Raw genomic sequence first — 23,569 nt, forward strand, 5'->3', positions numbered from 1 at the left:
CCGACGCTCCACACACCCATGCTTTTGTCGGCGGCGGCCGCTGATACACGCATGCTGCCCCTCCAACTCGACGCCGCGGTCGGTCTCGCGGTGGCCGCGTTGCTGCTCCTCGTCCCCGGCGCGTTCGCGGCGGTTCCGACCGCGGTGTTTCTGCTGTCCAGCCGGATCCGCGCGCTGTTCGCGGCCGTACCCCCCACTGACTCACCGTATCCGGCCTACGTCCTCCTGACCGTCGGGCTCGGAGTCCCGTGGTCGGTTGGCGTGCTCGCGGCGCTGAACGCCCCCGTGACGGGGCCCGCCTCCACGGCCAACGCGATGCTCGACGCGGTCGTCGGGCTGGGGATCGGGTACCTCCTCGGACTCCCGATAGCGGCGACGGCCGGGCTCCCCCGACTCGGGATCGACTGGAACGAGACGGGGTACGGCCCGCGGACGTGGGCGTCCGTGGCCGGGGCGACGACCCTCTACACCCTGACGCTCGCCGTGCCGTTCTTCCTCCTCTCGCTGGTGTTCGCGCTGCCGACGGGGTCGCCTCCGTAGTGTCGTCGGCTGATGGGGCTCTGCGGGACGGCCTCACGCTCCGAACGTCCGCTCGAACGCGCGAACGCTCTCGTCGGTGCCGGCGAGGACGACCTCGTCGTCCCGTTCGAAGCGGAACTCGTCGGCGCCGAGTCGTCGGATCGGCTCGCCGTCGCGCTCGACGAGCAGCACGGTACAGCCCGTCCGCGAGCGAACCCCGGCCTCCGCGAGCGTCCGTCCAACCAGCTCTCCCGCCGGGAGCTTCACCACGTTGATGCGCTCGTCGACCGCCAACACCTCCTCGTCCTCGAAGACGGTCGAGGCGAGCATCCGCCCGCTCACGGTGGCGAGCGACTGGACGTAGTCGGCGCCCGCGCGGTGGAGCTTTCTGACGCTCCCGGCGTCGTTGGCGCGGACCACGACCTCCGTCTCGGGGGCGATGTCCCGGACCACGAGCGTGGCGAAGATGGCCGTGGTGTCGTCGTTGAGCGTGATCACGACCGCGGAGGCGTCCGTGACGCCGGCCTCCCGGAGCACTTCCGGGTCGCGCGCGTCCCCGACTACGTCGACGCCCTCCGAGTCCCTGATGTCGAGGACGGTCACCTCGCTCCCGACGCCGTCGACCGCCTCGGACGCGGCCATGCCGGCCTGCCCGTAGCCGATGACGACGACTTTCCGGGGAGTAAGCGACCGGACGACCGGGGTGATCGCCCCGCGAAACTCCTCGATCTGGGCGGGTGTACCCGCGACCAGGAGCCGCACGTCGGCGTTGAGGACGCGCTCGGCGTCGACCGGACTCTCGAAATCGCCGTCGACCCACGCGCCGACCACGTCGAGTCCGTATCGCTCGCGAAGCTCCGTCTCGACGAGCGTCCGCCCCCTGAGGTCGCTCGCCTCCTCGACGCCGAACTCTGCCAGTTCGAGGTCGTCACCCACGGATACGCCCTCGTCGACCGCGGTGGAGACGGCGGTCGGGACGCGCCGAGCGAGGCTCTCGCCGAGGATCCGGCGCGGGGAAAGCACCTCGTCGGCGCCCGCGATGCGGTGGTACTCCGCGGTGTCGTCGTCCTCGACGAGCGTCACGACGCGCACGTCCGCGTCGAGCTCCCGCGTCGCGAGGGCGATGCTCGCGCTCGTTTCGTCCCCCGCGTCCACGACCACCGCGGCCGCGTCTTCGACGTGAGCCGCACGCAGCGGTTCGGGCGACTCCGGGTCGCCGTGGACGACCGCTCGGTCCGCTTCGTGGAGGTCGATCGCCGTCTCCTCGTCCGCCTCGACGACCACGCACTGGCGTCCGCGGGAGTCGACTTCCTCCAGAAACTCCGCGGTTCGGGGCGTGTAACCGCACACAACGACGTGACCCGACCGCTCTGGCGCGCGCGTTGGCGCACTCGGCGAAAGCGCCGACCGGAGCCACGGCACCGCGAACACGTCGACCGCCGTCAAGATCAGTCCGATACCCGTCACCTGCATCGCCACCATCAGGAGGTTCATCTGCGGCGTGGACCAGCCGGCGTCCTCCCCGTATCCGGTGGTCGTGAACGTCTGGAACACGACCTGAAAGGAGCGGTAGAGCGGCTGCGGGTCCCCCTCCCACGTCGCCATTCCGTAGTTGTACAGCAGCGTCAGCGCCGCGGAGGTCGCCGCGACCAGCGCGAGATAAGCGACGGCGCGCCGGGAGCGCCAAGGGGTCATGTCCCGGCGTACGCCCCCGGGGGTTGTGAGTGTTGTCGGGTCGGAAGTCGCGCGGCGCCGAATCGCGCCCGCGACCGCCCTACTCCTCGTCGCCGAGGATGCCGCGCTCGGTCATCGTCGCGGGGTCGAGCACCTCGTCCGCTTCCTCCTCGGTGAGGTAGCCTTCGGAGACGGCGACCTCGCGGACCGTCTTGTCCTCCGCGAGGGCCTGCTTGGCGACCTTCGAGGCCTTGTCGTAGCCGATGGCGGGATTGAGCGCGGTCGCCAGCGCCATCGAGCGCTCGACGGCGTCCGCGCAGTGGTCCTCGTTGGCCTCCAGTTTCGCGACGAACTTCTCGCCGAACGCTTCCGCGGCGTTGGCCAGCAGCTCCGTCGACTCCAGGAAGTTGTGCGCCAGCACCGGCTTGTAGAGGTTCAGGTCGATCTCGCCGCGGGCCGCGCCCGCCGAGACCGCCGCGTCGTTGCCGACGACCTGCTTGTGGACCTGGTTGACTGACTCCGCGACGACCGGGTTGATCTTGCCCGGCATGATCGAGGAGCCGGGCTGGTTCTCGGGCTGCTCGACCTCGCCGAGCCCGTTCCGGGGGCCCGAGGCGAGCAGGCGGAGGTCGTTGGCGATCTTGTTGAGGCTCCCCGCGACCGTCCGGAGCGCGCCGTGGGCCTCCGACATGGCGTCGTGGGCGGCCTGCGCCTCGAAGTGGTTGTCCGCCTCGCGGAAGGTGGTGTTCGTCTCGTCGGAGATGTACTCGGCCGCGAGCCCCGGGAACTCGGGGTGGGTGTTGAGTCCCGTCCCGACCGCGGTCCCGCCGAGCGCCAGCTCGCGGAGGTGGAACCGCGCGTCGCCGACGCGCTTGATCCCCTTCTCGACCTGCGCGCGGTAGCCGCCGAACTCCTGCCCGAGCCGGATCGGCGTGGCGTCCTGCAGGTGGGTGCGCCCCGTCTTGACGACGCCGTCGAAGGCCGCCTCCTTCTCCTCCAACTCGGCGTGGAGCGTCTCCAGCGCGGGCATGAGGTCCTTCTCGACCGCCTCCAGGGCGGCGACGTGCATCGCGGTCGGGATCACGTCGTTGCTCGACTGGCCGTAGTTGACGTGGTCGTTGGGGTGGACGACGCGGTCGCCGACCTCCGCGCCCATGATCTCCGCGGCGCGGTTGGCGATGACCTCGTTGGCGTTCATGTTCGAGGAGGTTCCCGACCCGGTCTGGAACACGTCGACCGGGAACTGGTCGTCGTGCTCGCCCGCGATGACCTCGTCGGCCGCGTCCTGAATCGCCGCCGCCACGTCGTCGTCGATCAGCCCGAGGTCGTTGTTCGCCTGCGCAGCCGCCTTCTTGACGACGCCGAGCGCGCGGACGAACCGCCGGCCGAACGTGATCCCCGAGATGGGGAAGTTCTCCACGGCGCGCTGGGTCTGTGCGCCCCAGTAGGCGTCCGCCGGCACCTGCATCTCGCCGAGGCTGTCCTCCTCCACGCGGTAGTCGTCTGCCATGATCGACGCCACGCCCGATGGCGGGTAAAAGCTACTGAAAGCGGCTGCGGGCGTCGTGCAGACGGCTCCGTCCGATGCGGCGACTACGCCGCGCCGTCGTCGACCGGCAACAGCCCCGCCTCGCGGAGCGCCGCCTCGAGGCGCCCGTCGCCGTGCTCGGCGTACGCAGCGGGCGTGTACGTCTTGATCTCCAGCGCGTGGACCGACTCGGTCATCTCGTCGCCGACCGCGTCGTAGACGCGCTGGTGCTGTTGCACCAGCGGCTCCCCTTCGAAGGCGGGCGAGACGACGACCGCCGCGAAGTGGGCGTCCTCGTGCTCCTCGTCGGGCGCTCGCGGGGTCTCCACCCGCGCCACGCAGTCCTCGATGCCGGCCTCGATCAGGTCCGCGACCTCCTCGGGAGTCATGCCTCTCCCTACCGTCGCGGTCCTCAAAAGGGGACCGCAACCGGTTTCTCCGCCCCCGGCGAGACTCGACCGTGAGCGACGGGCCGCCGCTCGACCCGGACGCCGCCCGCGAGCGACTGCTGACCGCGCACGGCGACCTGCTCGCGACGACGCTCGACTGCGCGGACGCGGTCGCGGCGGGCTTCGAGACGACCGTCGACGGGCGGCCGGCCACCCGCGACTCGACCGCGGTCAGGGGACCGCTCCGCGCCGCCTTGGGCCGCGCCGGCGCGCTCGACCGCTTCCCGGACGCGCTGGTCGAGGCCGTCGCGGCCGCGGGCGGGGAGCTCTCGGCGCCGCCGGTCGCGGCGCCGCCGTACGTCGTCGTCACCTCGACCGGGCCGGTGCTGCGCGCGACGCTCGGCCCCCGCAGACTCGTCGCGCGCATCGAGGCGTTCGCGGTCGTCGACGGGGCGTTCGTGCGGACCGCGAGGACGCCCGCCGCGGCCCTCGCCGTCACCGTCGCCGACTGATCCCCCGGGTCCGCCCCGGCCACAGAAACGGAGGGATGATCGGAAGCGGCAGAGACTAGTCAGAAATAGGGAATTTGTCTGACGAATACTTATGCAGTGGCTGTGCGAGGTCGTCCCATGGATCCGAGAGAAACGCCCTGCGAGCGCGTCACGCGCCGCGTTGCGGAGGAGACGGACACCGACGTGCTCGAGTTACCCCCACTGTTCGACGCCGTCGATCCGGACGGCCTGAACGACACGGTTGCGACGATGGAGGCGGGCGAGGTCACGTTCGCCTACGCCGGGCGAACGGTGACGGTCACCGCCGATGGCGACGTCCGGGTGTCTGACGACGCTCCGACCTCGCTCGCCTCCGAGGGCGAGGCGTCGGTCGGTCAGGCGCGCTGAGGGGCGATCAGAACTCCACGACGCCGTCGTCGGTGATGACCTCGTCGACGAGGTTCACCGGGACCGCGTCGTACATCGGGTTCTCGACGTCGACGTCCTCGACCGGTTCGCGCATCACCTCGACCGCGTCGCGGAACTCGTTCTCGAACCGGAAGTCGTCTATCACCTTCGCCCCGGAGCCGACGACGGTAACGGGAACGTCGAGTTCGTTCGCGGTCGCCACGAGGGGGAGCGTGCCGATCCGGTTGTAGTAGGTGCGGTCGGTGATGCAGGTCATGCCGAGGACGACGCGGTCGCACTCCCGGAGCGCGTGGCCCATCGCGGAGTCGACGATCATCGTCGTCTCGACGCGGGGGTTCGCCGCGAGCGCGCGCGCCGTCTTCCGGCCGAAGTAGCGCGGCCGCGCCTCGGTCACGTACGCCGAGAGGTGGAGCCCCTCCTGCGTCGCGGTCTCCATCGCCTCCAGAACCGTGGTGGAGTAGTCGTGAGTGAGGACGGTCTCGCCGTCCCGGAACGTCTCGCGGGCGTTCGCTGCGGCGGCCGCCTTGCCGCGCTCCACGTCCGCGACCACCTCCTCTATCGTCTCGCGGAGGCGCTCCTTGCCGTCCGCGACGGTCGTCGCCTCGCCCACGACGGAGCGCTCGATCTCGCGGATGGCGTTGTGGAGGATCGCGTGAGAGGGGTTCGAGCGCCGGAGCACGCCCGCGTTGTGCTGGAGGTCCTGCTCGAACTCCTCGACGGAGGCGTACTCGCGGTCGATCAGCTCCGCCAGCGCCCGGGCGGCCTTCCGCGCGATCACCGAGGAGCTGTGGCTCCGCATCTCCCGGATCTCGGCGACCGTCTCGTCGATCATGCTCACTCCCTCGCCGCACGGTTCAAAAGGTGTTCCGGAGGCCGACGACGGAGCTATGCCGTCGCCGCGCGTATCCTCGCCCGTGAGCTATCCCGTCACCTACCACTGCCCGCACTGCGAGACGCTCGTGGAACTCGACCGCGAGGGCTACCTCGCGGACAAGTCGGTGACGCCGTACCCCCTCGAGGGGTGGACCTACGTCGCGCCGGACGAGGACTACGAGGCCGACGACGCCGACGGCGTCCGGTTCGTCTGCGGCGAGGAGGGGCGGCTGGCGGACGAAGAACCAACCGACGCCGGCTGCGGCGAGCCCTTCTACCTCTCGTTCGTGCGTTTCGAGGACGGCCGCGAGGTCGACCCGCGGTCGGAGAGCGAGTTCGTCGAGATCGACCCGGACCCGCGACCGTCCGGACCGCGAGGGCCGTCGGGGCCGGGCGGCGGGTCCGGCGGCTTCTGGTCCTGACGGTCTCGTTGAACACGTATTCCTCGCGGAGATTTTTGGTCGAAAGTGCCGGTTGGTAGACGTGCACACTAAGCGGCTTATTCAGTATGTCCCATGTGAAACGAACGCGTCCGCCGTGCTGACTGCATACTCCGTATCTCGCACGCGGTTACTGACGACTTCCGAGACTGGGTCAGAACAGGAAATCGGCCTATGCGTGAACTCGTCGCGACGGCGTCGTCCGATCTTGATGTGGGGCTGGCACACATTTCTCGCATGAGATTCCAATAGAGTCGTCGGATGGGGAACGCATATTAGATGGAGCTGCCGTGGCAGCTGTGGATCTTGTAGTGAAGTGGGACGTGGTACCGACCGCCGATTGTCGATGATCAGAGATGCCGCTTCGTCTCTTCTGATGGATCTTTCACACCAGTGTGCGCTCCCATCATAATGACCGAAGCCATCATTACCACCGTTGGGAGTACCAATAGCGGCGGTGTCGCCACAAAGAGTACCGTGCCGATGAGCGCGAAGATACACCCGAAGACTCCGTGCAGCAGTCGGATCCATATCTGACGAAGAGAGACGTAGGAGTACACGTTCAGCGTCTCAAACGGCCCCCAGGAATCACGATCCGGATGATTTCGGATATCGGCCAGTGGAGCCAGTAGCAGAATTGCTGTATACCCGCTCCAAACGAGTGCGCCGATGGCCCACAGTATGGCGGCACCCAGGAATGAATCACCGACCACCGGGATATCCGCGAAGACTGCGTAAATGGGGATCTGGGCGAGTATCACGACCAGTATCGCACTGAGGGTTGCTGTGCGTGAATCCCGGATTCGTTTCGATGCCAATACAACTTCCATAGGTGATGAATCGAGAGACGTGAGTTAGACCTCAGCCACGATCGCCAGTTGGATCTGGTCAACCCGGGTCTCTGCTTCAGCCCGGGGCGTTTGTGCCAACAATGGATTCGCCTATTATGAGTGTTGACCTTGTCACTTCCTTTGCCATCGCCATTGCCGTTTCCGTTGCCTCGCTGGTCCCCTTGGGTTCCGCTGTAACCCTCGGCTGACTCACCGAACTGGTTCAACACCTGCCCCAAGGATCCGAGATGCTGTACTGAACGATACCTGAGTCCCCTGTACTGAGCGAGTGGAGACGTGAAAAGCGAGCAACTGCGCCGTCCCCATCTCCCGCCGAGCGCCCCGCGCTCACCCCTTGATGTTGCAGACTGGGAACGTCCGCGCCACCTTGTCGCCGATGCCCAGTTCGTCGCTGACGCGGACGACCTCGTCCACGTCCTTGTAGACGCCGGGCGCCTCCTCGGCGATGGTCGCGCCGGACTGCGCCTTCACGTAGATCTTCTGTTGCTCCGCGAGGTCGTCCTGCACGTCGCCGCCCCAGAACTCCTGTTTGGCCTGCGTCCGGCTCATCAGGCGGCCGGCGCCGTGGGCGGTCGAGCCGAACGAGGTGTCGAGCGAGGCGTCGCCGCCGCGGAGCACGTACGACCCCGCGCCCATGCTCCCCGGGATGATCACGGGCTGGCCGACGTCGCGGTACACGGCGGGCACCTCCTCGCGGCCGGCGGGGAACGCCCGCGTCGCGCCCTTCCGGTGGACGTACAGCTCCCGGGTCTCGCGCTCGCCGTCCGCGTCCGGCTCGCCGACCGCGTGCTCCTCCTTCTTGCCGATGTTGTGCGCCACGTCGTACAGCAGCTCCATCCCGAGGTCGGCCATGGGGTCGGCGTCGAACACGTCGCCGAACACCTCGCGCGTCCGGTGGGTGATCAGCTGCCGGTTGGTCCACGCGTAGTTGATGCAGGCGCACATCGCGCCGTAGTACTCCTCGGCCAGCGCGGATCCGGCAGGCGCGGCCGCGAGTTCCTTGTCCGGCAGCTCCGCGAGCAAGTCGCCGTGTTGCTTCTCGATCTTTCGGAGGTAGTCGGTGCAGGTCTGGTGGCCAAGTCCGCGGCTCCCGCAGTGGATCAGGACGACGACCTGCCCCTCGGAGAGCCCGTACGCCTCGGCCACCTCGGGCCGGAACACGTCGGTCACGCGCTGGACCTCGAGGAAGTGGTTGCCCGACCCGAGCGAGCCGATCTGGTTCCGGCCGCGGTCCTTCGCCTTCTGGGTGACGAACTCCGGCCGCGCGTCCTCGCGCCGCCCCTCGTCCTCGCACCGCCGCAGGTCCGAGGGGACGCCGTACCCCTCGTCGACGGCCCACTCGACGCCGCGTTCGAGGATCGCCTCGACCACGTCCGCGGTGCCCTTCGCGATCCCGCCGCCGCCGAGTCCCGAGGGGACCGCCTCGAAGAGCGCGTCGACGAGTTCCTCCTCCCGCCCGCGGAGGTCGTCGTAGGTGAGGTCGGTGCGGACCATCCGGACGCCGCAATTCGAAACCACAAATCCTTCCGCGAAGAAGTTGTGTGCATCGTGGGCAACTCCGATGTCGTAAACCTTCGCTACGCCTGCTTCACTGATCGAGACTACTTCGGTGGAGACCGCTCCATCTTCTCGAACGGTCACACGCTCTTGGTACTCGGAGAAGTCCGGGAAGTCAGCGGGCGGTCTCGGTCGTCCCTTACGTTGCTCGTACACGCTCCGCTCAATGAACCGATCGTTGACACTCGAGAGACGGTCTTTCACTTCGTTGATTGCCGCACCACCGTCGGCCATTGCTCGCGCTTTCTCCGCGGCACGTTCGCGCTCGTCGATCACCTCGGCCTTTCGCTTCAGGTATTGGGCGGCAACCAGTGCTTTTCGTCGCTTCTCCGCGTTGTATCGGTACCCCACTTGAGTGAAAAACCGAACGAGGTTTTCTGCTTCCGAACTCACGCCGAAACGGAATCGTTCGACCTTTCCAGCCGCTGTCTGAGTACTCTCCACCCGCTCGAATGAGTTGGTTTCAATTCCGAGGTCCTCAAGATGGGCCATGAGATCTCGAAGGAACGCCTCTCCGGCCTCAGCCTCATCAGCGATCCGATTGTGAGATACTGATGGTGCGTAGAAGTTCTTCGGGGCGACCGTATCTGGCGCGCTCATCTCTGCCCCGAAAAAGGCGGACAGATACAGTGCACGCTGCCAGTCCGTGAGTTTTTCGAGATAATTCGGAGCGGTGAAATCAGACTCGACTTTCTTTCCATCGGGAGCGCCGAGGCGGATCAGCAGTTGCTTGAACGCGTTCGCTTGGCCACGAACGCTGTATTCCGTCCGAGTGAACTCCCGGCCATCGATCTGGTGATCCCGTTCACGCTCATAGATCCGCGAGGGAGTGAAACCGATTGCCTCGATATCCGACCGGATCGCCTCGAGGTCCTCCCGACCGCCATAAAAGGTCGTAATCCCGTCTCCGAAAGCCCCGTCACCAGTGTGGTACCCAAGAAGTTTGAGCAGTCGGTGGAACGCCTCATCGCTGGAACGAAGCGGCAGCAGGTCGCGCTCCTTAAGAACCCGAACGAGCTGCGGATCCTCGTCGGCGAAGTCCTCCTCATCGAGCACGATAAACTCCGGCGCTTCCTCGTCCGGGAACCCCTCGAAGGGATGAAGATAGACTTCATCTCCCGGCTCGATGTCCTCGAGTTCACGCATGCCAGTCTCTGTCAGAAACGGATGGTCTGCCGTTGCAGAAACCAGATCTCCCGTCTCCGACCGGATCTCATAGACGGGCTTTTCTGATGATTCCGTGAAGAGGCGGATGTCCGAGCACGTGAGTCCACTCTCGGCAGCGACCGCGGCCTGCTCTTGCTCGAATCTTTCCTCGAGTTTCTCGATTCTTGCTCGTCGACCGTGAGACAGGGAAACACGTGTACCCTCCGGGAGGCAGTTGATGTCGTAGCCGATCGCTCCGGGGGAGATGCAGCCGGTTCGGGCGTCGGTCGCGCCGACGCCGCCGACCGGAAAGCCGTACCCCTGATGGCCGTCCGGCATACAGATCGCGTGGTCGGTCATGCCGGGGAGGTGGGTGGCGTTCTTCAACTGCTGGAGCGTGTCGTCGCTGCCGATCTGTTCCAGCAGCTCCTCGGACGCGAGCACGCGGGCGGGCACGTTCATGTCGCCCTCCCGCGGGATCTCCCAGACGTGCTCGCGCACCTTCTCCAGCCGGACGCCGTCGAACTCGCGCGTGGTCATACCGGACGGTCGGTGCGACCGGGCAATAGCGTTACGTCCGCCGCCGTCGGTGAGCGACGTCGCCGCGCCGTGGAGCGCCGGTCAGACGGGCGCCTCCTCGTCCGGGGCGACCCCGGCCGTCGACGCGGCGCCGGTCAGGACCGCGTAGGTCCCGCCGAGCAGAACGCCGTACAGCAGGTGGGCGAGCGCGATGACGACCGCGAACTCCAGGCCCACGTCGACGCCCGGGAACGGGAGCGTCGGAACCGGGAGCGAGGTGGCGCCCTCCAGCGCGAGCGCGACCGGAAGCAACAGCCCGCCGGTCAGCAGGCCGAGCGCGGCCGAGTGGACGACCCCGAGCGAGACGCAGCCGCCGAGGTCGACCAGCAACTCCTCGAAGAACGGCCGCGCGAAGACGCCGACGAACAGCAGGCCGAACAGCGTGCTGTTGAACAGGTGGACGACCCACCCGGCGAGGGTCGTGTCCCCACCGATCAGCGTCGCGATCACCGGCATGAGGTCCAACGCGAGGTGCAACACCAGCCCCATGCCGACGCCGGCCGCGAGCCCGGCGAGCCCGCCGGCCGCCCACGTCCGCTCTGCGACCGCGCTCGTGGTTGTCATACGTTACCATATGTATCGTGGGGAGAAATCCGTTCCGACCGGTTCCGTGTCGGTTCAGTCGTCGCCCGGGGCCGGCTCCGTGACCGCGTCAGAGCGGGCTGTCCGGCGCGAGTCGGAGAGGTAGTTGTCGAGCGCGTACGGGCCGGAGCCGGTGATGAGCAGCGCGGACGCGAGGCTGAACAGGCCGATATGCGCGAGGACGGGGTCGTCGGGGATGCCGAACAGCGTCAGCGTGAACACGAACATCGCGGCCAGCGCGGAGCCGCGGGTGAAGAAGCCGAGCGCGATGGCGATCCCGAGCGCGAGTTCCCCGAGACCGGCACCGAGCACCCACAGCTCCGCGGGGAACGGCGTCGCCTCCGCGAGCCCGTAGGTCGCGACCACGCTCATCGCCATCTCCGGCGCGAGCAGTTTCTCCATCAGGCCGAGGAAGGCGAACCCGACGCCCATCCCGACGCGGATCACCGTCGGCACGTAGCGCTCGTAGGGGTCGACGCGCGCCTCGAACCACGCGGCCGCGCGGTGGACCGGGTCGACCTCGTTGTAGAAGGTGCCGGGCGTGGCCGCCACCTGCGCGAGCGTGTGGTCGGCGCTCGGCCGCCCGCTCCCGACGACGATCAGCGCGAGGAACCCGGGGATCCACTCCAGCGAGAAGGCCAGGAGCGGCTGGATCGGGAGGGCGACGAGGTAGATAACCAGTCCGGCGAGCGACGCGACGCGCGTTCCGAGCCCGAACACGAGCATGAACCCGAGCAGGATCTGGAGCAGGCGGTCGACGCCCGACCCGATCAGCGGTTCGACGACGGGATTGAAGAAGTAGCCCGCGAAGCCGGCGCCCACCAGCGGAAGGCCGAACCCGAGGCGGAGCAGCCACGGCAGCAGGTCCCGGTAGCTCTCCATCACGCCCCGGAACACGGCCACGTCCCGGTTCAGCGCCTCCGTCTTCAGGTAGACGACGATCGCCACGAGGACCGCGAGCGCCCCGCCCCCGAGCGCGGCGAGGTGCAGGGGGTCGGTCAGCGCACCGGCCAGGAACCGAAGCGCCTCGCCCGCCTCCTCCGTGTCGGTGACGAACCGGACGTGTGCGGCGGCGATCCCCGACGCGAGCGCGATCCCGACCAGCATCGCGACGGCCCACGCGGCCCCTCGGGCTGTGTGTCTGTCTCTCATGGGTTCGTGATTACTCCGGGAGTCGGTTAAAAACCGGGGAGCCGCCGGTCAGTCCGCGACCGTGGCGTTCGTGTCGGTCCGTCCCGGTCGGAACGTCCCTGTGACGCGGCGGACGCCCACGAGCAGCACCCCTCCGGCCAGCAGCGGAACGAGCGCGCAGAACGCGTATATCGGCTCGAACCCGACCGCCTCGACGAGCGGGAGCGAGACCATCGGGCCGAGCCCGCCCCCGACGTCCCCGAAGACGTTGTTCGTCCCCGAGGCGCGCCCCATGCGCTCGTCGGGCGTGAGGTCCGCCAGAAGCGCCATCAGGGGACCGCTCGTGCCGCCCTGTCCCGCGCCGATGAAGACGCAGGCGAACGCCAACTCGATCACCGACCCGGCCCGAGCGAGCAGCAGGAAGCCGACGAAGGAGACGACGAGGAAGAAGAGCAGCACCGGCGTTCTGGACTTCCGCGTGTCGGAGACGCGACCGCCGACGAGCATGAAGGCGGCCGCGGAGACCACCGTCCCGGCCATGAACACGCCGGAGGTTCCCTGCGGCGCGAGCCCGAACAGCGAGAGGTCGTGCTCGCCCAGAAAGAGCACCAGGGTCGCGAACAGCGCGCCGATGTACGCGAACATCAGCCCGAAGTTGACGAGTCCGACCGTCACCGCGGGGACGGAGGTGTCGATGTCCCACGGCTTCACGGACGATCCCTCGTCGCCCTCGACGTGCGTCTCGGGAACGAGGACGTAGGCGACGACGCTGGCGAACAGCGCGAACGCGGCCGCGAGCACGAACGCCGCGGCGTTGGAGTAGAGCGCGCTCACCACCCCGCCGAGCACGAGTCCGGCGGGGAAGCCCATCGTGATGCCGCCGCGGACGATGCCCATGTTCGTCCCGCGGGAGTCGCCGGTCGAGACGTCCGCGGCGATGGTGTAGGCGGTCGCGAACACCGCCGCGGAGCCGAGCCCCCACAGCACCCGGGCCAGCAGGAACCACGCCTCCGGCGGCGGGACGAACAGGGCGACGACGTAGCCGAGGGTGGCGACCCCCTCGATGAAGAGTCCGAGAACGAACGGCCGGCGCGTGCCGATGCGGTCGATCAGCGCGCCGGCGGGCGCGTTCGCGACGAGCCGGATGAACCGGTTCGCCGAGAGGATGATCCCGACCATGAACGCGGAGATGCCGAGCACCGCGCCGAGGTTCGGGAGGATGGGGAAGACGACGCCCCCGCCGAAGCCGACGAAGAAGGTGCTCGCGATCACCGCCAGCAGGACGGCCGGCGGGCGAGTGAAGCCGAAGGTGGGGAGTCGGTCGAACATCGTCAGTCGTCGGCACCTCCCCTCACGACGTCGAGGGCGGTCCGCTCGCCTCGTCCAGTCCGGTCGCCGTCGTCGGCGGACCGGTCACGCGGTCCGGCCTCCGTACTCATTCGGTCCAGTCACCGTCCGGGTGATCCGCGGTTCCGGAGGGTGGTTCGGAGTCCTCGCTCGCCGTCGCGCCGTTCGTCGCCTCGTCGGCGTCGCCCCCGCCCGCGGTCGGTTCCTCGGCCGACGGAAGGGACGCTCCCTCGGTGAGGATCGGCTCGACGATCCGCCGGCGCACTTGCCGCGAGGTGACGCAGGTGTAGGTGTCGTCGCCGAGCACGTCCTCGCTCAACGTGATCTGGCGGGTCCGTGCGCCGTCGATCGCGGCGGTGATCAGCGCGGCCGACCGTTCGGGGTCGACGTCGCGGATCTGGCCCGCCTCGACGCCCTCGCTGATGATGTCCGCGAGCGTCTCGCGGAGCAGCCGGTCGCTGCGGTCCAGCTGTTCGCGGATGCGCTCGTTGAACGGCCCCTGCGACCGGAGCTCCAGGAGAGCGATGTGGAACGACTCGCGCTCGCTTTCGCTCGGGTCGAAGACGAACCGGTCGAGCAGCGTCGTGAGCCGAACGAGCGGGGGATCGTCCGCGATCTCGGCGACCTTCTCCTCGAAGTCCGCGAGGATGTGGTCGAGGAACGCGACCAGGAGGTCCTCCTTCGTGTCGTAGTGGTAGTGGAGCAGCGACTTGCTCTTGGAACATTCGTCCGCGATGTCCTGCATCGTCACCCCCGCGTACCCGTGGGTACACAGCGCGCGGTACACGCCGTCCATGATCTCGTCCGCCGCGGAGGGCTCGTCCGTCATTGACTGACTGGTCAGTCAACCACACGTAAAAGCGCGATGGATCGGGATGCACTCTCCGGAGTCCGCCCGTGCGCGCGGCCGACGGCGCACGCGGTCAATGGTGCACGCGGTCGATGGTGCACGCGGCCGACGGCGCATGCGGCCGACCGGTCGCGTGCCTGACGGCGAACCTGAACGCGAGACCGAGTACGCAAAAACGGGGGTATCGGATACCGCGGGGACCTGATACGGCAGGGGTCGGGCGTCGGGGGGGCGTAGCGGGGATCGACGGGGCCGCCCGCGAGGCGCGGCCGCGTCAGCGCGGTGCCACGCGCCAGGTGGTCGCGCCCGTGTACGACCACTTCTCGACGGTCAGGTCGGGGATCCGACCCTGCAGTTGGACCATCAGGGCGCCGATCTCCTTCGGCGAGAGGTCGACGTCGTCCGCGATGAACTTCGCTTTGAAGTACGTCTCGCCGTCGGCGGCCTCCTCACGGAGGTATTCGGCGAGGCGGGCGGCTTTGGGGGAATATGTCGCGTCGGTGGCGGCGGCGTTCGTGCTCATGGGTTGTGTAGTGGGTGTCTCAGGCGTCGGTCGTGCGATCGGTGCTCGCGTCCCCGTGTCCGGGGCGGTAGTCGTGGCCGACGACGGCGCACGCGACGTTGGCCGCGAGCAGGACCAGGAACAGCCCGGCGCTCGCGTCCACGACCATCCCGTGGAGGACGGGAAGGTACGTCAGCGGGAGCAGTACGGCGGCCCAGAACGCGAGGGCGCGCACGCCGACGGCGGTGAGCCGGCGGAACCTGTTCGAGAGCGCGGCGCTCGCCCGGACCGGGGAACGAGCGGCCGTGCGGAGGGATGTGTTTGACATATGGGTCACCTGCCTCACTCCCGACGAGGCGTCCCGACCCCATATAAGGGAACGAGCCTTGCGTTCGATTCGGGTCGATTAACGGTCTCTCCGCCGTTTCAGAACGCTTCACCGTGCGCTCACGACCTTTCATAACTCCTTTAGAAACCGCTAGAACATTCATAAGTCTATTTGAGGCGTTCTCCGACGAAGGCGACGATCGACGCATCGACGGACGACTATCGACGATCCGGCGTCGCCGTCGCGTCGAACTCCGGGCGTCGGCGTCGCCGCGCTCGTCGCGCGCGCTTCACTCCGCGTCGGTCGGGTCCCGGACCTCGTACCGGATCCCGTCCTCGCGAAGCCGGGAGGTGTGCCGCGAGAGCGCGTTCGCGACCGCCAGAAGCAGGACGTCGAGGCCGCGGACGGCCGCCTCCGCGACGCCCTCAACGGTCCCGAACCTGACGTCCGGTCGCACGTCCGCGCGCCTCGCGGCCGCGTACGCCTCGGTGCCGGCGACCGCGATCAGGTCGTGGTCGGCGGCGTAGTCGGTGATCGTCGCCGGTTCCGGCGGCGACCCCTCGGTCACGGGCGGGACCACCAGCGCGGTCACCGTCCCGGGCTCGTAGTCCACGACGCCCTCGAAGTCGGTGACGCCGACCGCCTCCCCCGCCTCCCCGGCGGTGACCGCGACTGCGGAGGCCGCCTCGCCGCCCCGCCCGTCCCCGTCTTCCCCGCCGCCGGGCACCGCGTGGAGCACGCCGTCCCGCATCGTCAGCCCCACCGTATCGCCCTCCGCGACCGCACCGGCCGCGACCGCCGCGTCCACGTCGACGCTGCCGAGGACGTCGGAGGAGACCGTCTCGACGTAGCTCTCCAGCGCGTCCGTCCGCGAGATGAGCCAGTCGACGCCCTCCTTTGTCACCTCGTAGCGGCCTCGGCCGTGCTTTTCGACGTAATCCGCCTCCACGAGGTCGCGGACGTAGTCGCTGACCGCCTGCGAGGTGACGCCGACCGCCTCCGCGATCTCCCCCTGGCTCACCGCCGGCTGTCGACTGGCGATCTCGACGAGGACGCGGTACCGGGTCGCGTCGCGCTTGCTCGCGAGCACCCGCGGGGCCGTCGCCTCCTCGCGCCGCTCCGCGGGAGATCCGCCATCGACCGCGTCGTCGTCGCTCATGGACAACCGTACTGGAGTTGGAGACAAGTAGCTTTGGTGTGGCGGCCGATTGACCGCAATCGGGAAGTCGCGCGCGTCGCTTGTCAGACCATGAGCGACCACGACGCGGTGGATCTCGACTCGGGTCCCGACCCGGCCGACTTCGCGGCCGCGGACCCGGAGCCGGACCGGACGGACGGAGCGGACCCCGCGGTCCGCGCGATCGGGATCGGCCCCGGCGCGGCGGAGTTCCTGACGCCCCGCGGCCGCGACGCGATCGCCGAGGCGGACGTCGTGGTCGGCTTCCAGACTGTTCTCGACTACGTCGCGGACGCGGCGACCGGCGAAACGCTGGCCTGCGGCTACCGCGACGAGGCGGCGACGCTGGCGACCTTCGCCGACCGGATCGCGGACGGCGCGACCGGCGTCGCCGTCCTGATGGGCGACCCGAACCACTCCGGGTACCAGTTCGTCGGAAAGGTCCAGCGGGCGGTCGCGGACGCGCTCGAAGCCGACGACGACCGTGTCCCCGTCCAGATCGTTCCCGGCATCTCCTCGCTGCAGGTGGCCGCGAGCCGCGCCCGCACGCCGATGGAGGCGACGACGTTCGTCACGCTCCACAAGAGCGGACCGCTGGACGACGACCTCGCGCGACTCCGCGCCGACGCCGGGGAGCGCCACCTGCTGGTGCTTCCGCGGCCCTACGACTGGATGCCGGGCGACGTGGCCGCGCACCTGATCGAGGCGGGCGCGGACCCCGACGCGACCGCGCTCGTGCTCGAGAAGCTGACGCACGACGACGAGACCGTCACGCGATCGTCGCTCGGCGCGCTGGCGGCGGAGGCGGGCGGCGACGGCCCCGAGGACAGCCGCTTTTCGGACCTTTCCGTGCTGGCCGTGCGCCGCCCCTGAACGTCGCCACATCGGCTTTCGCGGACCGGCGAACCGTGCCCGTCGCGGACGATTTATGTCCCTGCCGGCGAAGGGACGGGCATGAACGGCTTCGTGCTCGGGGGCACCGCCTCGGGCGTCGGCAAGACGGTCGCGACGCTGGCGACGCTCCGGGCACTCGACGCGGCCGGGTACGATCCCGCGGCAGCGAAGGCCGGCCCGGACTTCATCGACCCGAGCCACCACGCCGCGGTCGCGGAGGCGCCCTCGCGCACGCTCGACACGTGGATGCAGGGGGTCGACGGCGTCCGGCGAAACGCCCGCAGCGCCGCGGGCGACACCCTCGTCGTCGAGGGGATGATGGGACTCTACGACGGGAGCGCCACCTCCACCGCGGCGACCGCCGCGGCGCTGGACGTGCCGGTCGTGCTCGTGGTCGACGCGGGCGCCGGCATGCAGAGCGTCGGCGCGACGGCGCTCGGGTTCCGGGAGTACGCCGCACGCGCCGATCTCCCGGAAGACGTCCGCGAGGCGGTCGACGACCCCCGCGTCGAGGTCGCGGGCGTCATCGCCCAGCAGGCCCACGGCGGCCGCCATGAGGCGGGAATCCGCGACGCGCTCCCCGACGGAATTCGGTATCTGGGCCGCGTGCCGCCGACCGAGGGACTGGAGATCCCCGACAGACACCTCGGCCTCCACATGGGCGAGGAGTCGCCGGTGTCGGACGAGGCGCTCGCGGAGGCGGCGGCACACCTCGACGCAGACGCGCTCGCGGACGTGGCGGAACCGGTCGCGGCGCCGAACCGACCGGACCGCTCCGGCCTGCCGAACGAGGCGCCGGACGACGACCGCCCGACCGTCGCCGTCGCGCAGGACGACGCGTTCCGGTTCTGCTACCCGGCGACGCGCGAACGGCTGGCGGACCTCGCGGACGTGACGACGTTCGCGCCGATCGCGGGCGACGGCCTCCCCGCGTGCGACGCGGTGTACCTGCCCGGCGGTTACCCGGAACTCCACGCCGCCGAGGTGGCGGACTCGCCGGCGCTGTCGACGCTCGCCGAACGCGCGCCGGAGGGGCTGCCGGTGCTCGGCGAGTGCGGCGGTCTGATGGCGCTCTCGGAGACGCTGACGACCGCCGACGGCGAGACGCACGCGATGGCGGGCGTGTTGCCGGGCGAGGTGACGATGCGTGACCGGTATCAGGCGCTCGACCACGTCGAACTCCGCGCGCGGGCAGACGGCCCGACCGCGAACGCGGGCGAGACGCACCGGGGCCACGAGTTCCACTACTCCTCGCACGCGCTCGGGAAGCCGGACGCCGACCTCGATCCGACGACCGACGCCCGGTTCGCCTTCGACGTGGAGCGCGGCGAGGGCATCGACGGCGACCGCGACGGCCTGACCGAGTACCGGACGGTCGGGACCTACGCGCACAGACACGCCGCGAGCGGTGCGTTCGACCGGTTGGTCGAGGCGGCCGCGGCGTTCGCGCGGCGGTAGCGCGAGCGCAGGGCGCACCCGGAAGCCGCGCGCGGGAGCGGTTTCGGACCCGGCGACCGCGCCCGGATCCGGAACCACTTCATCCGGCGACCGTCTTCGACGGAGCCGTGTCGGGGGAGGCGAACGGCGACGCGGACGATGAGGACGCGGCGAGCCGTGAGGCCGAGGAGACGGCTGGTGCCGGCGAGAGCGACGAGCGCGGCAACCGCGGCGAGCCCGACGACCACGGCGAGTCCGTCGTCGACGCCCTGTTCTCGGTGACCGGCGGCGCCGCCGTCGTGGTCACGGGGACGCTCGCGGGCATGGCGTTGGAGCTGTCCGGTCGCGGCCTGTTCACGCGCGCGTTCTCCCCGGACGAGTACGGCCTCTTCTCGCTCGCGTTCACCGTCGCCTCCATCCTCGCGGTCGTCGCGACGCTCGGGCTCAGAAACGGCGTCACCAGACAGGTCGCGTACCACGGCGCCGGCGGGGCGGAGGGGGCGGACGGGTCCGCGGAGGGCTCAAAAAGCGGCTCCGCCGGCCGACCCGCGCCCGACGAGACGGCGCTCACGCCCGCGAGCATCGTCACGTGGGGGCTCGCCGCGGCGGTCGTCGCGAGCCTCGCCGTCTGCGCGGGCCTGTTCGCGCTGGCGGAACCGCTCGCGTCGCTGTTCGGCCATCCCGAGTACGCGCTGGCGTTCCGCGTCGCCGCGGTCTCCATCCCGGGGCTCGCAGTCGTCCGCGTCTGCACCGCGGTGTTCCGTGGCTTCGGGCGGACCCGCGAGCGCGTGGCGTTTCAGGAGCTGCTGCAGAAGGGCGCGCTCCCCGCGATCCTCGCGGCCGTCGTCTGGGCCGAGTGGGGGCTCATCGCGGCGCTGCTCGCGTTCCCCGCCTCGCTGGCGCTGACCGCGGTCGCGTACCTGCTCTACACCGTCCGCGCGGACCCCGGGGGGTTCCGCGGGGCCGCGGTCGCGTCGCTGCGGCGGCCGCGCGAGGGGTACGCGCTGCTGGCGTTCTCGTTCCCGCTGCTGTTCGCGTCGCTTTTGATCCAGATCATGTCGTGGACCGACATCCTGATGCTCGGCTACTTCAAGACGGCCGCGGCGGTCGGCATCTACGACGGCGTGCGCCCGCTGGTGCGGACCATCTCGATCATCTGGGGCTCGATGATCTTCCTCTACACGCCCGCAGTCTCGGAGTTCGCGGCCGAGGGGTCGGGCGAGGCGGTCAGGCGCGTCTACTTCGCGCTGACGAAGTGGTTCGCGTCCGTGACGTTCCCGGTCGCGACGACGTTCCTCCTCTTCCCGGAGGTCGTGCTGGGAGCGGTCTTCGGCCCGGAGTACCGCGCCGGCGCGCTCGCGCTTCGGGTGCTCGCGGTCGCCTATTTCCTCGGCAACGTGATGGGGCCGAACGGCGCGACGCTGACCGCCCTCGGCTACACGCGGGCGGTGATGTGGGCGAACCTCGTCGCGGCCGTCGGGAACGTCGCGCTCAACGTCTGGCTCATTCCCCCGCACGGCATCGTGGGCGCCGCGGTGGCGACGGCGGTCGCGCTCGTCGTCCGGAACGCCATCCGCGTCGTGTTGGTCTACCGCTTCTCCGGCGCGCACTCGCTGCGCGCGCCGATGCTCGTCCCGATGGGGATCACGGTCGCGGCCGCGGTCCTCGCCGCGCGGGCGGCCGGGGACGCGGTCGCCTCGCCCCTCGGGCTGGTGCCGTTCCTCGCGGGGCTGTTCGCCGTCTACTACGGCGCGATGGTCGGCCTCGGCTACGCGGAGCCGGCGGACCGAGAACTGCTCGCGCGCGTTCGCGGTCGGCTGACGCGGCGGTGACGTCGTGCGCGGGCCGGCCGGTCGGAGGCAGAGGGCGACGGCGGGAGCCGGCAAGCGGAGCGGCGTGGAGGTAGACCTTTGGTCGGCGAACCGCTTGGACGGATCATGCTTCACGCCGAAGGCCCCCTGCTCACGATCGACGTGGGCGAGCGAACGGCGACCCGGACCGACATCGACGACCTCCTCGCGGAGTTCGTGGGCGGTCGCGCGGTCGCGACGGCGCTCGCGCACGACCGCATCCCGTTCGACGCCGACCCGTTCGGCCCGGAGAACCGCGCGTACCTCGCGACCGGCCCGCTCCAGCAGTCGGGGATGTCGTTCACCGGTCGGATGTCGATGACCGGGCTCTCGCCGCTGACCGACGGGCTCGTCTCGACGAACGCCGGCGGCTACCTCTCCCGGGAGTTCTCGGGCGCGGACCTGTCGGTGCTGGAGGTCGTCGGCGCCAGCGACGAACTCCTGATCGCGCACGTCACCGACGAGGGCGTCGAGTTCGAGGAGGTTCCCGAACTGGCGGGCGCCGAGGTCCCCGCGGTGTCCGACCACGTCGCGGAGACGCGCGACCTCGGCCCGGAGAACTGCATCGCCATCGGTCCCGCGGGCGAGAACCGCGTCCGGTTCGCGTCCGTGATGACCTACGACTCGCGGGCGTTCGGCCGCGGCGGCCTCGGGGCGGTGCTCGGGTCGAAGAACCTCAAGGCCGTGACCTTCGAGGGCGACGCGGAGCCCGACGTGGAGATCCCGAACCCGCCGGAGATGGACGTCCACCGCGAGGCGGCCACGTCGGACGACCGCATGAAGCGGCAGGGGACGACCGGCGGCACGGAGTTCATCAACGAGAACTTCTCGCTCCCGACCCGCTACTTCTCGGAGTACGAGTTCGAGCACGCGGCCGGCATCGGCGGCGACGCCGTCGAGGAGAAGAAGTACAAGAAGGGGGCCTGCTCGGCGTGCGCGTACGCCTGCAAGCTCCCCACCCGCGACGAGGCGGAGGGCGTCGAGACGGAGGGGCCGGAGTTCGAAACCGTCTACGCGTTCGGCTCCAACCAGGGCGTCGGCGACATCGTCGACGTGATGAAGGCCAACGAGCTCTGTGACGTCCTCGGGATGGACACCATCTCCGCGGGCGTCACCGTCGCCGCCTACCTCGCCAGCGAGGACGAGTTCGGCAACGCGGAGCTCGCCCGCGAGATAACCGAGAAGATCGCTCACCGCGAGGGGATCGGCGACGACCTCGCGGAGGGTGTCCACCGCGTCCACGACCAGTTGGGCGTCGGCGACTACACGGTCAAGGGGATGGAGTTCGCGGCCCACGACGGCCGCGTCCTGCACGGGCAGGGGCTCTCCTACGCGGTCGCGAACCGCGGCGGCGACCACATGTACGCCGGGATGCTCTCCCCGGAGTACGCCGGCGAGATCGACCCCGAGGGGACGCTCGGCAAGTCGGAGCTCCTCGTCGAGAAGGAGAACCGCAACGCCGTCCGCGACTCCGCCGTCGTCTGCGCGTTCGGCGGCGACTACGTCACCGACGACCGGCTCGCGCAACTGCTCGACGCGCCCTACGAGGCCCTCCTCGAACTCGGCGCGCGGACGATCGAGCGTGAGCGTCACTTCAACAACAAGCGCGGGAAGGACGCGAGCGACGACGGCCTCCCGTACGACCTGCCGGACCTGGACGCCGCGATCCGCGAGTACTACGAGGAACGGGGCCTCCGCGAGGACGGCACGCTCCCCGACGAGCGCGTGGAGCCGGTCGCCGCGGACCTCGGCCCCGGCGGCGCGGGCGGTTCGGGCGCGTCTCCCGCGGACGATTAACGACCGCCGACACCCGACTTTTCTCCCGCTACAGTTCGCGCCAGAGCCCGTCCGCGTAGCGGTCGCCGCGGTCGCAAAGCATCGTGACGACGGTGTCGTCGCCGTCGAGAACCCCTTCCGCCGCGAGCTCCCGAATCAGCGCGACGTTGCCGCCGCTGGAGGGGCCGACCGCGAAGGCGCCGCGCCCGTGGCCCGCCGCGTCGCTGTCAACTCGCAGGTGTTCGCGGACGGCTTCGGGGTCGTGCCGACCGGGGTCGTGGACCGTCACGTCGCGGTCGGCGTACCGCTCGCGGAGCCAGCGGGCCGCCTTGTGCGCCTCGTCGGTCCGCAGGTAGCGCACGTCGTCGAGCCGCTCCGTCTCGTAGGCCGCGCGGTAGGGATGGTCGCCGGTGCGGAGGTAGCGCAGTCCCTCGATGTCCGTCGTGTCGGCGGCGGGCTCGTAGCCGACTACCGTCGCGTCGTCGTCCAGCGCGCGGGCCACGCCCGACACCGTCCCGCCGGTCCCGACGCCCGTGACGAACGCCGTGACCGCACCGTCGGTCTGGCTGCGGATCTCCGCGCCGGTCGTGCGCTCGTGGACCGCGGGGTTCGCGGGGTTGTCGTACTGGTTCGGCCAGTGGTAGTCGCCGCTCGCGACCAGTTCCTCCACGCGGTCGATGATCGCGTCGTAGGTCGTGTCCGCGGGAACGGACCGGATCTCGGCGCCCGCCTCGCGGATGGCGCGGCGCTTGCCCGCACCGGCGTCCGCCTTCGTGACGATCTCCACGTCGTAGCCCCGGGCGCCGCCAACCCGCGCGAGGGCGGCGCCGGTGTTGCCGCTGGAGGGCTCCAGCACGGCCGGGTTCGCGTCCGCCCCCGCGTCCCGGTCGAGGACCCCGCGCTCCTCCGCGCGGTCCAGCATCGCGGCCGCGATCCGGGTCTTGACCGACCCGCCGCCGAACGCCGCGCCCGCGAGGTTGAACCACTCGACCTTGGCCAGCACCGTCGGCGCGACCCCCAGATCGAGTTCCACGAGCGGCGTCTCGAACAGCGTCGACTCGTCGACCGCGGGCGTCGCGGGCGCGTCCTCGGGCATGCGTGGCTCCACCGGCGCGGACCACTTCAACGCGCCGGCCGTGGCGGCCCCGGACGCCGTCGGTCGACCCGCCGCCCCGGATCCACGACTCCGCGTGTCACGGAAGAATAAGGTCCCGGACGC

At 69.9% G+C, this 23,569-nt stretch carries 22 protein-coding genes and 1 pseudogene; 8 read left to right on the forward strand and 15 right to left on the reverse strand.

Translation table 11 applies throughout. The annotated features are described in order from the left end of the window. The first annotated feature begins 51 nt into the window (after positions 1–51). Positions 52–540, forward strand: a complete 489-nt coding sequence (locus ACZ432_RS15320; RefSeq protein WP_426964402.1) for a hypothetical protein — start codon at positions 52–54, stop codon at positions 538–540. 33 nt (positions 541–573) lie between these two features. On the opposite strand, the gene ACZ432_RS15325 is transcribed toward ACZ432_RS15320, so the two are convergent. From ACZ432_RS15325 to ACZ432_RS15335, 3 genes are all read right to left on the reverse strand, one after another. Beyond that, positions 574–2,214, reverse strand: a complete 1,641-nt coding sequence (locus tag ACZ432_RS15325; RefSeq protein ID WP_426964401.1) for a potassium channel family protein — start codon at positions 2,212–2,214, stop codon at positions 574–576. Positions 2,215–2,293: 79 nt separating this feature from the next. Continuing rightward, entirely contained in the window at positions 2,294–3,703 is a 1,410-nt protein-coding gene (locus ACZ432_RS15330) for a class II fumarate hydratase (protein ID WP_426964400.1), read from the reverse strand. A gap of 83 nt (positions 3,704–3,786) precedes the next feature. Then, the gene (locus tag ACZ432_RS15335; RefSeq protein ID WP_426964399.1) at positions 3,787–4,110 is read right to left on the reverse strand and encodes a BolA family protein; all 324 of its coding nucleotides are present in this window, start codon (positions 4,108–4,110) and stop codon (positions 3,787–3,789) included. Between the two features lie 71 nt (positions 4,111–4,181). On the opposite strand from ACZ432_RS15335, the gene ACZ432_RS15340 reads away from it, so the two are divergent. Together ACZ432_RS15340 and ACZ432_RS15345 are read left to right on the forward strand one after the other, a co-directional pair. Further along, on the forward strand, positions 4,182–4,622 hold the full coding sequence (locus tag ACZ432_RS15340; protein WP_426964398.1) for a hypothetical protein: 441 nt from the start codon (positions 4,182–4,184) through the stop codon (positions 4,620–4,622). Positions 4,623–4,739: 117 nt separating this feature from the next. Further along, positions 4,740–5,009, forward strand: a complete 270-nt coding sequence (locus tag ACZ432_RS15345) for a HalOD1 output domain-containing protein (protein ID WP_426964397.1) — start codon at positions 4,740–4,742, stop codon at positions 5,007–5,009. A gap of 7 nt (positions 5,010–5,016) precedes the next feature. Here ACZ432_RS15345 and ACZ432_RS15350 read toward each other — a convergent pair whose 3' ends face one another. Beyond that, complete coding sequence (locus tag ACZ432_RS15350) at positions 5,017–5,862, reverse strand: eIF2B alpha/beta/delta subunit family protein (RefSeq protein ID WP_426964396.1); 846 nt, start codon at positions 5,860–5,862, stop codon at positions 5,017–5,019. 82 nt (positions 5,863–5,944) lie between these two features. Between ACZ432_RS15350 and ACZ432_RS15355 the strand changes: the two genes are divergently transcribed. Continuing rightward, positions 5,945–6,325, forward strand: a complete 381-nt coding sequence (locus ACZ432_RS15355; RefSeq protein ID WP_426964395.1) for a hypothetical protein — start codon at positions 5,945–5,947, stop codon at positions 6,323–6,325. A gap of 368 nt (positions 6,326–6,693) precedes the next feature. On the opposite strand, the gene ACZ432_RS15360 is transcribed toward ACZ432_RS15355, so the two are convergent. The 10 genes and pseudogenes from ACZ432_RS15360 to ACZ432_RS15405 form a co-directional block, all read right to left on the reverse strand. Then, positions 6,694–7,173, reverse strand: a complete 480-nt coding sequence (locus ACZ432_RS15360; RefSeq protein ID WP_426964394.1) for a hypothetical protein — start codon at positions 7,171–7,173, stop codon at positions 6,694–6,696. A gap of 348 nt (positions 7,174–7,521) precedes the next feature. Further along, positions 7,522–10,104 (reverse strand): RtcB family protein, encoded by a 2,583-nt coding sequence (locus ACZ432_RS15365; protein WP_464378869.1) that lies wholly within the window; start codon positions 10,102–10,104, stop codon positions 7,522–7,524. Beyond that, positions 10,102–10,437, reverse strand: a pseudogene (locus ACZ432_RS15370) (RtcB family protein); the annotation flags it as partial. The pseudogene ACZ432_RS15370 and the gene ACZ432_RS15365, both read right to left, overlap by 3 nt. Positions 10,438–10,518: 81 nt before the next feature. Continuing rightward, entirely contained in the window at positions 10,519–11,040 is a 522-nt protein-coding gene (locus ACZ432_RS15375; RefSeq protein WP_426964392.1) for a hypothetical protein, read from the reverse strand. 54 nt (positions 11,041–11,094) lie between these two features. Further along, positions 11,095–12,210 (reverse strand): DoxX family protein, encoded by a 1,116-nt coding sequence (locus ACZ432_RS15380; protein ID WP_426964391.1) that lies wholly within the window; start codon positions 12,208–12,210, stop codon positions 11,095–11,097. Positions 12,211–12,258: 48 nt separating this feature from the next. Continuing rightward, positions 12,259–13,518 carry an MFS transporter gene (locus ACZ432_RS15385; RefSeq protein WP_426964390.1) on the reverse strand — a complete coding sequence of 420 codons (1,260 nt, stop codon included), beginning with the start codon at positions 13,516–13,518 and terminating at the stop codon, positions 12,259–12,261. A 106-nt stretch (positions 13,519–13,624) separates the two neighbouring features. Then, positions 13,625–14,365 (reverse strand): TetR/AcrR family transcriptional regulator, encoded by a 741-nt coding sequence (locus ACZ432_RS15390; protein WP_426964389.1) that lies wholly within the window; start codon positions 14,363–14,365, stop codon positions 13,625–13,627. Between the two features lie 295 nt (positions 14,366–14,660). Continuing rightward, positions 14,661–14,909, reverse strand: a complete 249-nt coding sequence (locus ACZ432_RS15395; protein ID WP_426964388.1) for a DUF7123 family protein — start codon at positions 14,907–14,909, stop codon at positions 14,661–14,663. 19 nt (positions 14,910–14,928) lie between these two features. Further along, complete coding sequence (locus tag ACZ432_RS15400) at positions 14,929–15,216, reverse strand: DUF8028 family protein (RefSeq protein WP_426964387.1); 288 nt, start codon at positions 15,214–15,216, stop codon at positions 14,929–14,931. Positions 15,217–15,505: 289 nt separating this feature from the next. Further along, positions 15,506–16,375 carry a DUF7839 domain-containing protein gene (locus tag ACZ432_RS15405; RefSeq protein WP_426964386.1) on the reverse strand — a complete coding sequence of 290 codons (870 nt, stop codon included), beginning with the start codon at positions 16,373–16,375 and terminating at the stop codon, positions 15,506–15,508. Positions 16,376–16,465: 90 nt separating this feature from the next. Here ACZ432_RS15405 and ACZ432_RS15410 point away from each other — a divergent pair, with 90 nt between their 5' ends. From ACZ432_RS15410 to ACZ432_RS15425, 4 genes are all read left to right on the forward strand, one after another. Next, complete coding sequence (locus ACZ432_RS15410; protein ID WP_426964385.1) at positions 16,466–17,266, forward strand: cobalt-precorrin-7 (C(5))-methyltransferase; 801 nt, start codon at positions 16,466–16,468, stop codon at positions 17,264–17,266. A gap of 81 nt (positions 17,267–17,347) precedes the next feature. Continuing rightward, the gene (locus ACZ432_RS15415) at positions 17,348–18,745 is read left to right on the forward strand and encodes a cobyrinate a,c-diamide synthase (protein WP_426964384.1); all 1,398 of its coding nucleotides are present in this window, start codon (positions 17,348–17,350) and stop codon (positions 18,743–18,745) included. Between the two features lie 107 nt (positions 18,746–18,852). Next, on the forward strand, positions 18,853–20,556 hold the full coding sequence (locus ACZ432_RS15420) for an oligosaccharide flippase family protein (protein WP_426964383.1): 1,704 nt from the start codon (positions 18,853–18,855) through the stop codon (positions 20,554–20,556). Positions 20,557–20,661: 105 nt separating this feature from the next. Continuing rightward, a complete protein-coding gene (locus ACZ432_RS15425; RefSeq protein WP_426964382.1) occupies positions 20,662–22,371 on the forward strand; it encodes an aldehyde ferredoxin oxidoreductase C-terminal domain-containing protein in 1,710 nt (569 codons plus the stop codon). 28 nt (positions 22,372–22,399) lie between these two features. Here ACZ432_RS15425 and ACZ432_RS15430 read toward each other — a convergent pair whose 3' ends face one another. After that, complete coding sequence (locus ACZ432_RS15430) at positions 22,400–23,446, reverse strand: PLP-dependent cysteine synthase family protein (RefSeq protein WP_426964381.1); 1,047 nt, start codon at positions 23,444–23,446, stop codon at positions 22,400–22,402. Positions 23,447–23,569: the final 123 nt, after the last annotated feature.

The sequence above is a fragment of the Haloparvum alkalitolerans genome, assembly GCF_055381565.1.

What these genes read in the sequence shown, in the direction of transcription:
- ACZ432_RS15320 (WP_426964402.1), top strand. Translation starts at nt 52, where the DNA reads ATGCTGCCCCTCCAACTCGACGCCGCGGTCGGTCTCGCGGTGGCCGCG.
- ACZ432_RS15325 (WP_426964401.1), bottom strand. Translation starts at nt 2,214, where the DNA reads ATGACCCCTTGGCGCTCCCGGCGCGCCGTCGCTTATCTCGCGCTGGTC.
- ACZ432_RS15330 (WP_426964400.1), bottom strand. Translation starts at nt 3,703, where the DNA reads ATGGCAGACGACTACCGCGTGGAGGAGGACAGCCTCGGCGAGATGCAG.
- ACZ432_RS15335 (WP_426964399.1), bottom strand. Translation starts at nt 4,110, where the DNA reads ATGACTCCCGAGGAGGTCGCGGACCTGATCGAGGCCGGCATCGAGGAC.
- ACZ432_RS15345 (WP_426964397.1), top strand. Translation starts at nt 4,740, where the DNA reads ATGGATCCGAGAGAAACGCCCTGCGAGCGCGTCACGCGCCGCGTTGCG.
- ACZ432_RS15350 (WP_426964396.1), bottom strand. Translation starts at nt 5,862, where the DNA reads ATGATCGACGAGACGGTCGCCGAGATCCGGGAGATGCGGAGCCACAGC.
- ACZ432_RS15360 (WP_426964394.1), bottom strand. Translation starts at nt 7,173, where the DNA reads ATGGAAGTTGTATTGGCATCGAAACGAATCCGGGATTCACGCACAGCA.
- ACZ432_RS15375 (WP_426964392.1), bottom strand. Translation starts at nt 11,040, where the DNA reads ATGACAACCACGAGCGCGGTCGCAGAGCGGACGTGGGCGGCCGGCGGG.
- ACZ432_RS15380 (WP_426964391.1), bottom strand. Translation starts at nt 12,210, where the DNA reads ATGAGAGACAGACACACAGCCCGAGGGGCCGCGTGGGCCGTCGCGATG.
- ACZ432_RS15385 (WP_426964390.1), bottom strand. Translation starts at nt 13,518, where the DNA reads ATGTTCGACCGACTCCCCACCTTCGGCTTCACTCGCCCGCCGGCCGTC.
- ACZ432_RS15390 (WP_426964389.1), bottom strand. Translation starts at nt 14,365, where the DNA reads ATGACGGACGAGCCCTCCGCGGCGGACGAGATCATGGACGGCGTGTAC.
- ACZ432_RS15395 (WP_426964388.1), bottom strand. Translation starts at nt 14,909, where the DNA reads ATGAGCACGAACGCCGCCGCCACCGACGCGACATATTCCCCCAAAGCC.
- ACZ432_RS15400 (WP_426964387.1), bottom strand. Translation starts at nt 15,216, where the DNA reads ATGTCAAACACATCCCTCCGCACGGCCGCTCGTTCCCCGGTCCGGGCG.
- ACZ432_RS15405 (WP_426964386.1), bottom strand. Translation starts at nt 16,375, where the DNA reads ATGAGCGACGACGACGCGGTCGATGGCGGATCTCCCGCGGAGCGGCGC.
- ACZ432_RS15410 (WP_426964385.1), top strand. Translation starts at nt 16,466, where the DNA reads ATGAGCGACCACGACGCGGTGGATCTCGACTCGGGTCCCGACCCGGCC.
- ACZ432_RS15415 (WP_426964384.1), top strand. Translation starts at nt 17,348, where the DNA reads ATGAACGGCTTCGTGCTCGGGGGCACCGCCTCGGGCGTCGGCAAGACG.
- ACZ432_RS15425 (WP_426964382.1), top strand. Translation starts at nt 20,662, where the DNA reads ATGCTTCACGCCGAAGGCCCCCTGCTCACGATCGACGTGGGCGAGCGA.
- ACZ432_RS15430 (WP_426964381.1), bottom strand. Translation starts at nt 23,446, where the DNA reads ATGCCCGAGGACGCGCCCGCGACGCCCGCGGTCGACGAGTCGACGCTG.